The organism is Sphingobium sp. B2D3C (genome assembly GCF_025961835.1).
In the GTDB taxonomy this organism is placed as follows: Bacteria; Pseudomonadota; Alphaproteobacteria; order Sphingomonadales; family Sphingomonadaceae; genus Sphingobium.
Window position 1 is genome coordinate 254,735 of record NZ_JAOQOK010000001.1, and the last position, 12,357, is coordinate 267,091.

10 protein-coding genes are annotated in these 12,357 nt (G+C 65.5%); 6 read left to right on the plus strand and 4 right to left on the minus strand.

Going from position 1 to position 12,357, the window contains the following annotated elements; all coding sequences use genetic code 11:
* Positions 1–49: 49 nt before the first annotated feature.
* A complete protein-coding gene (gene ppc, locus M2339_RS01115) occupies positions 50–2,737 on the plus strand; it encodes a phosphoenolpyruvate carboxylase (RefSeq protein WP_413714711.1) in 2,688 nt (895 codons plus the stop codon).
* A 171-nt stretch (positions 2,738–2,908) separates the two neighbouring features.
* On the opposite strand, the gene M2339_RS01120 is transcribed toward ppc, so the two are convergent.
* Both M2339_RS01120 and M2339_RS01125 read right to left on the minus strand, forming a co-directional pair.
* Positions 2,909–3,460: an outer membrane beta-barrel protein gene (locus M2339_RS01120; RefSeq protein ID WP_181560520.1), complete on the minus strand. Its 552-nt coding sequence runs from the start codon at positions 3,458–3,460 to the stop codon at positions 2,909–2,911.
* A gap of 238 nt (positions 3,461–3,698) precedes the next feature.
* On the minus strand, positions 3,699–4,154 hold the full coding sequence (locus tag M2339_RS01125; protein WP_181560519.1) for a peptidylprolyl isomerase: 456 nt from the start codon (positions 4,152–4,154) through the stop codon (positions 3,699–3,701).
* A 202-nt stretch (positions 4,155–4,356) separates the two neighbouring features.
* Between M2339_RS01125 and mgtE the strand changes: the two genes are divergently transcribed.
* From mgtE to map, 3 genes are all read left to right on the plus strand, one after another.
* Entirely contained in the window at positions 4,357–5,787 is a 1,431-nt protein-coding gene (mgtE, locus tag M2339_RS01130; RefSeq protein WP_264579674.1) for a magnesium transporter, read from the plus strand.
* Positions 5,788–5,857: 70 nt separating this feature from the next.
* Positions 5,858–6,058 (plus strand): ParD-like family protein, encoded by a 201-nt coding sequence (locus M2339_RS01135; RefSeq protein ID WP_181560517.1) that lies wholly within the window; start codon positions 5,858–5,860, stop codon positions 6,056–6,058.
* Position 6,059: 1 nt separating this feature from the next.
* Positions 6,060–6,830 (plus strand): type I methionyl aminopeptidase, encoded by a 771-nt coding sequence (map, locus tag M2339_RS01140; protein WP_264587778.1) that lies wholly within the window; start codon positions 6,060–6,062, stop codon positions 6,828–6,830.
* Positions 6,831–7,314: 484 nt separating this feature from the next.
* On the opposite strand, the gene M2339_RS01145 is transcribed toward map, so the two are convergent.
* Both M2339_RS01145 and M2339_RS01150 read right to left on the minus strand, forming a co-directional pair.
* Positions 7,315–8,778, minus strand: coding sequence for a succinylglutamate-semialdehyde dehydrogenase (locus M2339_RS01145; protein WP_264606124.1), 1,464 nt, complete (start codon positions 8,776–8,778; stop codon positions 7,315–7,317).
* Between the two features lie 67 nt (positions 8,779–8,845).
* The gene (locus tag M2339_RS01150; RefSeq protein WP_264587776.1) at positions 8,846–10,273 is read right to left on the minus strand and encodes a protein adenylyltransferase SelO family protein; all 1,428 of its coding nucleotides are present in this window, start codon (positions 10,271–10,273) and stop codon (positions 8,846–8,848) included.
* A gap of 37 nt (positions 10,274–10,310) precedes the next feature.
* Between M2339_RS01150 and M2339_RS01155 the strand changes: the two genes are divergently transcribed.
* Positions 10,311–11,177 (plus strand): alpha/beta fold hydrolase, encoded by an 867-nt coding sequence (locus M2339_RS01155; protein ID WP_264587775.1) that lies wholly within the window; start codon positions 10,311–10,313, stop codon positions 11,175–11,177.
* Positions 11,174–12,337 carry a glycosyltransferase family 4 protein gene (locus M2339_RS01160; RefSeq protein ID WP_264587774.1) on the plus strand — a complete coding sequence of 388 codons (1,164 nt, stop codon included), beginning with the start codon at positions 11,174–11,176 and terminating at the stop codon, positions 12,335–12,337. The genes M2339_RS01155 and M2339_RS01160 overlap by 4 nt, the downstream gene beginning before the upstream one ends.
* The last annotated feature ends 20 nt before the right edge of the window (positions 12,338–12,357 follow it).

Below are 12,357 nucleotides of genomic sequence, written 5' to 3' on the forward strand. Positions count from 1 at the left end.
GTCCAATCCGTTCTTGACCCGTTGATCGCTGCAATGCAGCATGGTGTGCATGTCACCCATGCGCCCCGCCATCACCCAAAATCCTGACATTCGCTATCTCGGGCGCCTGCTCGGGGATGTCATTCGCGTCTACGGCGGCGAGCGCCTGTTCAAACAGACTGAATATATCCGGTCTGCCTCCGTCGACCGGGCGCGCGGCGTCGCCCCGGCCGAGGGCGTGGACAGTGGTCTGGATGCGCTAACGCTGGACGATACGCTCGCCTTCGTGCGCGGCTTCATGCTGTTCTCCATGCTCGCCAATCTCGCGGAGGACCGCCAGGGCGTCGCCGCCGAACCGGGCGCGGACGTTGCCAGTGCGACCGCCAAGCTGAGCGAGCATGGCGTCAGCCCCTCCGATATCGTCAAGCTACTGGAAACGGCGCTGGTGGTGCCGGTGCTGACCGCGCACCCGACGGAAGTGCGCCGCAAGTCGATGATCGACCACCGCAACGTGATCTCCGATCTCATGGCCCTGCGCGATACCGGCGCGAGCGAGACGGACCATGGCGAGCCGATCGACGAGGCGATCAGCCGCCAGATCGCGCTGCTTTGGCAGACGCGCCCGCTGCGCCGTGAGCGGCTGTTCGTGCGCGACGAGATCGACAACGCGCTCTCTTATTTTCGCGACATCTTCATGCCGGTGCTTCCGAGCCTTTACGCCCGCTGGGACCGGGTGCTGGGGCAGCGCGTCCCCAATTTCCTGCGGCTCGGCACTTGGATCGGTGGGGACCGGGACGGCAATCCCTTCGTGCAGGCCGAGCAGTTGCGCACGGCGCTGGGCCGGGCGAGCGGATCGACCCTGCGCTTCTACATGGATGCGCTGCACGAGCTGGGCGCGCAGCTCTCCATCTCCAGCGAACTTGCGGCCATTCCCGCCGGCGTGCGCGATCTGGCAGCGGCCAGTGGTGACGAGGCTGCCAGCCGGCGCGACGAGCCCTATCGCCGGGCCGTCGCTGGTATCTATGCGCGCGTCGCAGCGACCTATGAACAGCTTATCGGTACCCCGCCGCCGCGGCCCTCCCGCCTGGCGGGCGAGCCCTATGCCGATGCGGGCGAGCTGCGCGCCGATCTCGCGACGCTTGGGCGAGGCCTCGCTGTCGAAGGCAATGGCGCGCTCGGCAGCGGCGGCGGCCTCGCCCGGCTGATCCGGGCGGTCGAGCTGTTCGGCTTCCACCTCGCCACGCTGGACATGCGCCAGAACAGCGCGGTGCATGAGCGCGTCGTCGCGGAACTGCTCAAGGTTGCCGGTGTCGAGCCGGATTATCTCGCGCTCGATGAAGAGGCGCGCGTGGCTCTGCTTCGCCGCGAATTGGCCACCGACCGCCCGCTCGGCTCCCGCTTTGCCGACTGGAGCGAGGAAACCGCCACCGAACTCGGCATCGTGGAGGCCGCCGCAGAGGCGCATCGCCGCTATGGCGCGGCCTGCATTCGCCATTACCTCATCTCCAAGGCGGAGAGCGTCTCGGACATGCTGGAGGTTAACATCCTCCTCAAGGAAGCCGGCCTGTGGCGCGCGGCGCAGGACGAGGGCGCGCCGCATGCCCCGATCATGGCTGTGCCCTTGTTCGAGACGATCGCGGACCTCGAAAAGGCGCCTGCCATCATGCGCGATTATTTCGCCCTGCCGGAGATCGGCGCGCTGGTGCGGGCGCGCGGCCATCAGGAAGTGATGATCGGCTATTCCGATTCCAACAAGGATGGCGGCTATCTCACCTCGACCTGGGGCCTGTACGAAGCCAGCCTTGCGCTGACACCGGTGTTTGAGGAAGCCGGCGTTGCGATGCAGCTCTTCCATGGGCGCGGCGGTGCGGTCGGGCGGGGGGGCGGCTCGTCCTTCGCAGCCATTCAGGCGCAGCCGCCCGGCACGGTGCAGGGCCGCATCCGCATCACCGAACAGGGCGAGGTCATCGCCGCCAAATATGGCACGCTGGAGAGCGCGCGGACCAATCTCGAGGCCGTCACCAGCGCGGCCTTGCTGGCCAGTCTGGAGCCCGAGCGGCTCTCCCCCGCTGACAACGAACGCTTCACTCAGGCGATGACGCGCATTTCCGGCCTCGCGTTTGAAGCCTATCGCGGGCTGGTTTACGAGACCAAGGGCTTTCGTGAGTTCTTCCGCGAGCTGACCCCCATTCAGGAGATCAGCGGCCTCAAGATCGGCTCGCGTCCGGCCAGCCGCACTAAGAGCAATCGCATCGAGGATCTGCGCGCGATCCCGTGGGTCTTCTCCTGGGCGCAGGCCCGTGTGATGCTGCCGGGCTGGTATGGCGTCGGACAAGCGCTGCGGGATTTCGGGGACGACGCGCTACTCAAGGACATGGCACAGGCCTGGCCCTTCTTCCGCGCGAGCATGGCGAATATGGAAATGGTGCTCGCCAAGTCGGATCTGGAGATTGCCGCCAAATATCTGCCGCTGGTCTCGGACCGCGCGGTGGGCGATCCGATCTTCGAGCGCATCCGCGAGGGCTGGCATCTGGCGCATGACCAACTGCTCGCTTCCACCGGGCAGACCCATCTGCTGGCGGACAGCCCGGCGCTGGATGCCTCCATCCGGTTGCGGCTGCCCTATATCGAGCCGCTCAATCTGCTGCAGGTGGAACTGCTCAAGCGCCACCGCGCCGGGGAGACCGATCCTCGTATACGGGAGGGCATTGAACTCTCCATCAACGCCATTGCCACGGCCCTGCGCAACAGCGGCTAAGGAACGGCTGGCGGGTAGGCGTTGCCGCCCCCTCTCACTCGTCCCGTTTGCCCTTCGACAAGCTCAGGGCGAACGGGAGGGTAATGCATTAAAAAAACGGCCGAGAGATAACTCCCGGCCGCTTATTTTCATACGATCCGCTCCTCGCGAGCGGGCCGCATCGATCCGTCATCAGAACTTGGCAACAACACCGACCATCGGGCGGAAGCTGTTGAAGTTACCGCGCGTATCGACCTGCGCACGCAGGCGGATGTTGCTGGTTTCGGCCGTGCTGCCCATGTCGGCCAGCGAGAGCTCGACGCCACCGCCATAGGTTACGCCGTGATAGTGGCGATCGGTGTCGGCCAGCGGCACGGTCTTGTCATTGAACTGGGTCCACTGATAACCGACCTTGGCGAAGAACATGCTGTCCTTACCGGCCTTGAGGCCCAGACGGCCTGCGGCGCCATATTCCCAGTCGATGTCCTTGTCGAAGCCCTTGGCGACGCTACCTTCGGCACCGACCACGACGGGGCCGAGGTCGTAGTTCAGACCGGCCACGCCTTCAGCGACCCAGCCGCGATAGCCGCTCGGCGGTCCACCTGCGGGCTGCTGGTTGTCGAAGTCATGCAGGCCGCCCATCACGCCGACATAGGGCTGCAGGCCCTGCGCGTCCTGTGCCAGAGCCGGGGCCGAGAGACCCGCTGCCAGAGCAACGGCGAGGGTGAGGGGAAAAGCTTTCATAACACTGAACCTTCTATTAACAGAACAGGACTGTTTAGGTCCTCGTTTCGCGACCGACCTGCGTCGATCACTGTCCCTAAAATGGCTCAGCCAGATGAACCGTTCCCGAATGAATTGTGGAGCAATTGTGGAAAGGCCCCGCTGTTGCACATGTGCTACACAACGGGGCCATTCACTTGGCGTTCAGTTTTACTTGAAGACTTCGCGATAGTATTACAATCGCGCAGGCAATCTTGCCTTAGGCTTCACTCACCGTAGCCTTCACGATCTTGCCCGGCTTTGCCGGCGGCTCGCCCTTGGGCAGCGCGTCGACATGCTCCATGCCTTCGGTCACAACGCCCCAGACGGTATATTGACGATCGAGGAACGTCGCATCGTCGAAGCAGATGAAGAACTGGCTGTTGGCGCTGTTCGGGTTGGAGCTGCGTGCCATAGAGCACACGCCGCGCACATGCGGCTCGCTGTTGAACTCGGCCGGCAGATCGGGAAGCTTCGAGCCGCCCATGCCGGTGCCGGTCGGGTCGCCGCCCTGCGCCATGAAGCCGGGGATCACGCGGTGGAACACCACGCCATCATAAAAGCCGTCCTTGGCAAGCGCGCTGATGCGCTCGACATGCTTGGGGGCCAGATCGGGGCGCAACTGGATCACGACGTCGCCGGTGTCGAGCGTCAGGGTAAGGGTCTGGTCGGCCATGGGGGCAGTCTCCTTGTCTCTACCGGCCTCGGGTCGCAATGCGGAGCGGAAGCGGGCGGGGGAATGGAGCCGCCTCTATAGTGACTGCTTTCGTCAAGGGAAGGCTGCATGACGTTGCATTTGCCCCGGGCATGGGCAAAAGGAGCGATTATCGAGAGCAGGCGTGGCCAGTGGCGGCCGCAGCCGGAAAGGGAGGCGCCGCATGAGCGAGACCGAGGCCGCATCGCAGCCCGGCGCGATCCCTCCCGAGGAGGAAGACGCGCTCGTCGATACCAATCTGGACGAGGACGATCGTCTTCGGCCGGAGTTCGTCTCTGCCGTTCTGTCCGCCGTCGAGGAGGGCAAGGACGATGCAGCGCAGGCGTTGGTCGAGACGCTGCACCCCGCCGACATCGCCGATCTTCTCGAGCTGACGCCCGAGGATCGCCGGGCCGGGCTGGTTCATGCGCTGGGCTCGCTGGTCGGCGCGGAAGTGCTGTCCGAGCTGAACGATTATGTGCGCGATACCGTCGTCGAGGCGCTGGAGCTTGAGCAGCTCGCGGAACTGGCCGGCGAACTGGATACCGACGATGCCGTCGCCATCATCGAGGATCTCAATGAGGAGGACCAGCAGACCGTCCTCGATGCGATGGAGCCGGAAGACCGCGCCGCCATCGAGAGCGCGCTGGGCTATCCCGAGGAATCCGCGGGCCGACTCATGCAGCGCGATCTGGTCGCGGTGCCTGAGCATTGGACCGTCGGCCAGACCATCGACTTTTTGCGCGATACCCGCGACCTGACATCGGATTTCTGGGAGATTTTCGTTGTCGACGCGGCCCATCGGCCCATCGGCTCCTGCCAGCTCTCCTGGGTGCTGCGCTGCCCGCGCGAAATCGCGATGAGCGATGTAATGAAGCGCGAGCAGACGCTGATCCCGGTCGATATGGATCAGGAAGAGGTCGCGCTGCGCTTCCAGAAATATGCGCTGATCTCGGCGGCGGTGGTCGATCCGGGTGGGCGCCTCGTCGGCATGATCACCGTGGACGATGTGGTCCACATCATTCAGGAAGAGGCTGGCGAGGACATTCTCCGCCTCTCCGGCGCCGGTGAAGGTGACATCAACGAGCCGGTGCGGGAGAGCTACAAGGCGCGCGTGCGCTGGCTGCTCGCCAATCTCATCACCGCGTTGTTCGCCACCGCGATCATCGCTGCCTTTGAGGATGCAATCGCGAAGATGGTCGTGCTGGCCGTACTGATGCCCATCGTCGCCAGCGTGGGTGGCAATGCCGGCAGCCAGACCATGGCGGTCACCGTCCGCGCCCTTGCCACCAACCAGATCACCGCCTCCAACACCTGGCGCATGATCATGCGCGAATTGCGCGTGGCGGTGCTTAACGGGGCGACGGTCGCGGTGGTGCTCGGCATTGGCGTTGGCCTGTTCTTTCAGGACCCCTTGCTGGGCGGGGTGATCGGCTCCGCGATGGTGCTGAATATCGTCACGGCCGGCTTTGCCGGAGTCGCGGTGCCTATCCTGTTCGAGCGGTTCAACGTCGATCCTGCAGTTGCCTCCTCGATTTTCGTGACGACGGTCACCGATTCGATGGGCTTCCTCTCCTTCCTGGGCCTGGCCACGCTGGCAGGCCTCACCGGCTAAGCCGCGCTATTTGACGACTGAAGATATGAACCATATATGATTCGCATATCATCTATATGCGGAGCGGTTCATGGGTTTGGTCAAGATCGAGGATGGGTTGCATGAGGAAGCGCGCCGCACCAGCGCCGTCATGTGCCGCTCCATCAATGCTCAGGCCGAGTTCTGGATGAAGATCGGGATGCTGGCCGAGGCCCATCCCACCTTGTCGTTCAACGAGATCGTGAAGATGGAAAAGGACCGGCAGGATCTGGCCACCGCGCAGGCCGCCTGAGATGGTCAAGACGCCGGATGAACTCGCCCTCATGCGTATCTCTGGTCGCTTGCTCGCATCGGTCTTCGAGATGCTGGACGGGGAGGATCTCGTCGGGCGCTCCACCATGGCGGTCAACGATCTGGTCGAGCGCTTCATCGTCGATGATCTGGCGGCGCGTCCGGCGAGCAAGGGGCAATATGGCTTTGCGTATGTGCTCAATTGTTCGATCAACGAGGTCGTCTGCCATGGCGTGCCGGATGCCGACCGGATCATTGCGGATGGCGACATCATCAATCTCGATATCACGCTGGAGAAGAACGGCTTCATTGCCGACAGCAGCAAGACCTATCTCGTCGGCACGGTCTCGCCCGCCGCGCGCCGGCTTGTGCGTGTTGCCCAGCAAGCGATGTGGCAGGGCATCCGCCAGGTGCGCCCCGGCGCGCGCCTCGGCGACATCGGCTTTGCCATCGAGCGCCACGCCAAGAAGCATGGCTACTCGGTGGTGCGGGAATATTGCGGCCATGGCATCGGGCGCGAGATGCACGAGGAGCCGCAGGTGATGAACTTCGGCCGTCCGGGCACTGGCCTCACACTGCGCGAGGGCATGGTGTTCACCATCGAACCGATGGTCAACCAGGGCACGCGCGGCGTGATGACCAAGGGCGACGGCTGGACGGTGGTGACGAAGGACCGCAAGCTTTCGGCGCAGTTCGAGCACACTGTGGCGGTGACGGCGACCGGCGTCGAGGTGCTGACGCTGCGGCGGGATGAGCATCTGCGGGCGGCGTGAGGGTGTTGCTCCGTCCTTGGGGATAGTTGAAGCTGGTTACCCGGACAGCACGCCATTGCGGATCGCGCCCCGTTCGTCCTGAGTAGCTGCTGAGCCCGTCGAAGCGGCGTATCGAAGGACTGGCTGTGCGGCTGCGATGCTTCGATACGGCTCTTCGATACGCGCCTGCGGCGCTACTCAGATCCTACTTAGCACGAACGGTGAGGGTTGGCGCGGACTTCTGCCGCCCTGAGCGAACTGAAGCTGCCCGGCAGCTCAACTGGTTTCCCCATATACGGCCGCGCATAAGCATTGCCGAGACGTCTCCCCTCCTCTTCAGAGGAGGGGTCGGGGGTGGTGGCGATGCGTCAGCATCGCGCGTTCAGCGAAAAGCGCTTGTGTCGGTGCACCACCCCAACCCCTCCTCTGAAGAGGAGGGGCTAAGGCTGGCTCCCTCGACAGCCCGGCCCTTTAGTCCTGCCTTTACCCCTCGCGAGCCTTCACCTCACCGATCCGCCACAATCGCGCGCAGCCCCACGCCGATTGTCGCGCGGGGCTGGGGCATTTCGGATGAGGCGACGGGGTAGGCGCAATGGTCGGCCATATAATGGCCGCCGGGGCGGTGATTGCCTGACAGGCCGGTACCGCCGACCGGTGCATTGGGCGCGAGCGCATAGGTGGGTCGGTTCCAGTTGACGATGCCGGCGCGGCTATTGGCCCAGAAGCGATCATAATGTTCGGGGCCGCCGCCGATCAGTGTCGCGCACAGGCCGTGGCGGGTGCTGTTGGCTTCGATGATCGCATCGTCGAAGCTGGTAACGCATATGACCTGCAGGATCGGGCCGAACAGTTCCACGTCGCTGCGCGGTGCCATGGCCGTCACATCGATGATGCCGGGCGTGACGAAGGGCAGGCCTTCGATCGGGCGCTGCATGTGCCGGATCGGGCGGCCGCCATGGCTCATCAGATACAGGAAGCTCTCGGTGAGGCCGTCGGCAGCATCCATGTCGATCACCGGCCCCATGAAGGGGAGCGGATCGCCGGTCGGCGGACCGACGATCAGGCGGTCCGTCAGCGCCTTCACCGCCCCCAGCAAGGGCTCGGCGAGGGTATCGCCCACGATGAGGCGGCGGGCGGACAGGCAATGCTGCCCGCTCATGTCGAAGGCGGACTGGACGATGAGCGCGGCGGCGCTGGCGATGTCCGGCGTGTCCCAGGCGATGATCGGATTATTGCCGCTCATTTCCAGGGCCAGCAGCTTGCCGGGCTGGTCGGCGCAGGCGCGGTTGATGGCGCGGCCGGTGCGGGTCGATCCGGTGAAGAGCACACCGTGAACGTCCGGCGCGGCGGCCAGCGCTTCGCCGATCGCCGGGCCACCAATCACGCATTGCACCTGATCGTGCGGCACACCGGCCTCATGCAGCAGGCGCACCAGCATTTCGCCGGTGGCGGGCACCTTCTCGGAGGGCTTGAAGAGCACGCCATTGCCCGCAAGCAACGCCGGCACGATATGATCGACGGGGATGCGCGCGGGCAGGCAATGCGGCGTGATGATGGCGAGCACGCCATGGGGCTTGTGGCGCAGGGCGGTGCGGGCGCCCATCGCGCCTTCGCTCTGCCGCTGGCCCGTGCGTTCAGAATAGGCCTGCACGGCCTTCTCGACCCGCTCGAACAGGCTGATCACCTCTTGCCGCGTGGACCAAAGCGGTCGCCCGGTTTCGCGCGAGATCAGGGTCGCGAAGGCCTCCTCACTGGCGCGCACGGCATTGGCGAAGCGGCGCATGGTCTCGATGCGGACAGCGGAGGAGAGGCCTGCCCATGCGGTCCATTGGTGCGCCACCAGCGCGATCTGCGCGGCGGGGTCGGCCTCCTGCCCCTGCCAGACGACCTCGCCCGTCGCCGGATCGAGCGATTCGAGGACGGCAGGCTCGTGCGGAGCCTCGGTGGCATGAAGCGGGGCGTGCAACATGCAGCGGCTATGCGGCGCAATTAGTTTCCAGCGGATTTACGACGCGCGCTCCGGAGCGCGCATCGGCTTATGCGCTGCGCGAGGCGAGCGGCTGGCCGGGCACCGGGCCGTGCGCCGCCCCCATGGCGCGGATTGCCTCGACCTTTCCGTAAAGCGGAGCCCAATCATCGCGCTCGGCGATGGGCGTCCAGAGCGCCTCGACTTCTTCGATGTGCATCGAGCAGGGCGCATCGCCGTGCCAATACGGGTGGTCACCGGCGCCGAGCCGTGGGGTGAGGGATTCGCGCGTGGCCCGCACCTTGTCCCACGCTGCGCCCGAATAACGCGATTCGGCGTGATCGCCACGCCGCCAATCGAAGAAGAAGCGGTCGATCAGCACATCGCTGCCGCGCAAGGCTTCGACGGCGGCGACCACGAACGCGCGGCCGGCGTCCGGGTCCGGCACTTCGAGGCCCAGCCGCCAGAGGAACCGCTCGATCAGGCGATTCTCATAAATAGCCGGAAAACGCCGAAGCACCTCGACCAGCGCCTCCGTCTCCGCATGCTCCACCAGCGACTGCGCCAGTTGCGCGACATCCCAGTGGATCGCCTCAGCCTGACGGGCGAAGGCATAGAGACCGGTCTGATCGAAATAGGCGGCCGTAAAGCCCGGCTCCCAGCGCGGGGTGAAGCGCCATGGCCCATAGTCGAAGCTCTCGCCCGTGACCGCGATGTTGTCGCTGTTGAGGACGCCATGGACGAACCCGGCGACCATATAGCTCGCGGCGAGGTCGGCCGTGCGCGCGACGACCGCCTCCAGCAGCGTGAGCGCGGGCACCTCGCCCGGCTCCACCGCCAGCAGATGGCGCAGGCAATAGTCGATCAGCCGTGCGCTCTCCTCGCGCTGGCCGAGATAGGCGAGCCGTTGGAAGCTACCGATGCGGATGTGGCAGTGACTGAGCCGCACCATTACCGCCGAGCGCGTGGGGGAAGGCTCGTCGCCGCGCACCAGCGGCTCGCCGGTTTCGATGATCGAGAAAGTGCGCGAGGTGGTGACGCCCAGCGCCTCCAGCATTTCGGTCGCGAGGATTTCTCGCACGCCGCCCTTGAGGGTCAGGCGGCCGTCCGCGGTGCGGCTCCAGGGCGTGCGGCCCGAGCCCTTTGTCCCGAGATCCAGCAATCGGCCTCCGGCCGGCGCGGCCTCGCGCATCTGGGCGAACAGAAATCCGCGTCCATCGCCAAGATCGGGATTGTAGGTGCGGAATTGGTGGCCGTGATAGCGCAGCGCCAAGGGTGTCGGCTGCGCGCCGGGCAGGGGCGTGAAGCGGCCGAAATGGCTGATCCATTGCGCATCGTCGAGCGCCGCCAGCCCCACCGTGCTGGCCGCGCGATCATTGCGGAAGCGGAGGATCGTCTGCGGGAAATCCGCCGGTTGCACGGGATCGGCCAGAAAATCCGCAATTGAAGCTATTGCGCGTTCCGGATGAAATATGTCTGTCTTAAGCGCTGCGTCCATGCTCTGATATGGGGGGCGCCCCGGGAAAGGATCAAGCTTGTCGGGCTATGAAGACAAATATTGGTGGTCGCAGGACAATTTACGGCTGCATTACCGGGACTATCCCGGGCGCGACGATGGGCCGCCGATCCTGTGCCTGCCAGGCCTGACGCGCAACGTCCGCGACTTCGAGCCGGTGGCAGAGCGGCTGGCGGGCGAATGGCGCGTTATCGTGGTGGAACTGCGCGGGCGCGGCGAGAGCGCTTACGCCAAGGACCCGATGAGCTATGTGCCGCTGGTCTATCTGCAGGATCTGCTCAAGCTGATCGATGAGCTGGCCCTGCCGCGCTTCGTGGGAGTCGGCACGTCGCTCGGCGGGATCATGCTCATGTTGATCGCGGCGACGCGGCGCGGGAGCCTCGCGGGCGCGCTGCTCAACGATATCGGGCCGGAGATTGCCGAGGAAGGGCTGGAGCGCATCCGGCAAGGGGTCGGTACCGGTAGCGCGCAGCCGACCTGGGTTCACGCGGCGCGGGCGGTGGCGGATGTGCAGGGGGTGATCTACCCCGATTACAAGCTGACCGACTGGCTGCGCATCGCCAAGCGGCTATATCGACTGACGAGCCAGGGGCGCATCGTGCTGGATTATGACCAGCGCCTCGCCGAGCCGTTTCGGGCGCCCGGCGGTGCGGCGGGCGTCGACCTGTGGCCGGCGTTCGAGGCGATCGGCGACATCCCGCTCACCTTGGTGCGCGGCGCGCTCAGCGATCTGCTGACCGTCCAGACGGCGCAGGCGATGCAAGCGCGCCTGCCGCAGCTCGATCTGGTGACGGTGCCGCGCGTGGGTCATGCACCCACGCTGGAAGAGCCAGAAGCGGTGGCGGCGCTCGACAGGCTGCTCGACCGGATCAGTGGGAAGCCATGACGCGGCGGGCGGCCCGGCGCGATCTCTCCCGCGAGCCGCTGCGCGTGCTGCAAATTCACCGCACCTTCGATCTGGGCGGCAAGGAAGTGCGCCTTGCCCGGCTGATGAATCATTGGGGCGCGCGGATGCAGCACGACATCCTACTGGGCGAGCCGGGCGCCACTGCGGCGCAAGCTTTGCTCGACCCTGCGCTGAAGGTGCGCTTTCTCGATTCGCCCGCGTTGGAGGGGCCAGCGACCTTCGCCCGGTTCAACGCGCTGGCCAAGGCGATGCGCGGCTATGACCTCATCCTGAGCTTCAATTGGGGCGCGATCGATGGCGTCATGGCGCACCGTCTCTTCCGCCGGCTGCGCTGCCTGCCGGCGTTGATCCACCACGAAGAGGGCTTCGATGTGGACGAGGCGTTCGTCCGCCAGGCCGCTCGCAACCGCTATCGCCAGATCGCCTTGCAAGGTGCGCGGGCGCTCGTCGTCCCGTCGGCGCAGTTGGCGCATATCGCTCAAGCGGAGTGGCGGCAGCCCGCCGAGAAGGTCCACCAGATCCCCAACGGGCTGGATGTCGCCGCCTATGAGGGCACCCGGCCGGTCACTGCGATTCCCGGGCTGGTACCGGACGGCCGGCTGATCGTGGGCACCGTCGCAAATCTGCGGGCGGTCAAGAATCTGCCCCGGCTCGTCCGGGCCGTGGCGCCGCTGCGCGACCGGCTGCGTCTGGTCATCGTGGGTGACGGGGAGGAGCTAGACGCGATCCTGGCGGAGGCGGAGCGGCAGGGGATGCACGATCTGCTGATGCCCGGAGCCCTGCCGCGCCCGCAGGATTATGTCGGCGCCTTCGATATTTTCGCATTGTCCTCCGATAGCGAGCAGTTCCCCACTGCCCTGATGGAGGCGATGGCGGCCGGCCTGCCAGTGGTCGCGACCGACGTCGGCGATACGCTCGGCATGGTCGCGCCGGACAACCGGCCCTTCATCGTGGCCCCCGATGCGATCGATGATTTTCAGGCTGCCCTTGCAGAACTGGCCGGGAATGCCGATCTGCGTCGGACCATCGGCGCAGCCAATCGCGACAGAGCGAGGCGCTGTTTCGATGAAGCCGTGATGATCCAGCTCTACGCCCGGCTCTATGGTGAGGGGGTCGGTAACGAACTGGCGTTATTTTGAGTTTTGTGGCATTTTAGCAC

What these genes read in the sequence shown, in the direction of transcription:
- ppc (WP_413714711.1), top strand. Translation starts at nt 50, where the DNA reads ATGTCACCCATGCGCCCCGCCATCACCCAAAATCCTGACATTCGCTAT.
- M2339_RS01120 (WP_181560520.1), bottom strand. Translation starts at nt 3,460, where the DNA reads ATGAAAGCTTTTCCCCTCACCCTCGCCGTTGCTCTGGCAGCGGGTCTC.
- M2339_RS01125 (WP_181560519.1), bottom strand. Translation starts at nt 4,154, where the DNA reads ATGGCCGACCAGACCCTTACCCTGACGCTCGACACCGGCGACGTCGTG.
- mgtE (WP_264579674.1), top strand. Translation starts at nt 4,357, where the DNA reads ATGAGCGAGACCGAGGCCGCATCGCAGCCCGGCGCGATCCCTCCCGAG.
- M2339_RS01135 (WP_181560517.1), top strand. Translation starts at nt 5,858, where the DNA reads ATGGGTTTGGTCAAGATCGAGGATGGGTTGCATGAGGAAGCGCGCCGC.
- map (WP_264587778.1), top strand. Translation starts at nt 6,060, where the DNA reads ATGGTCAAGACGCCGGATGAACTCGCCCTCATGCGTATCTCTGGTCGC.
- M2339_RS01145 (WP_264606124.1), bottom strand. Translation starts at nt 8,778, where the DNA reads ATGTTGCACGCCCCGCTTCATGCCACCGAGGCTCCGCACGAGCCTGCC.
- M2339_RS01150 (WP_264587776.1), bottom strand. Translation starts at nt 10,273, where the DNA reads ATGGACGCAGCGCTTAAGACAGACATATTTCATCCGGAACGCGCAATA.
- M2339_RS01160 (WP_264587774.1), top strand. Translation starts at nt 11,174, where the DNA reads ATGACGCGGCGGGCGGCCCGGCGCGATCTCTCCCGCGAGCCGCTGCGC.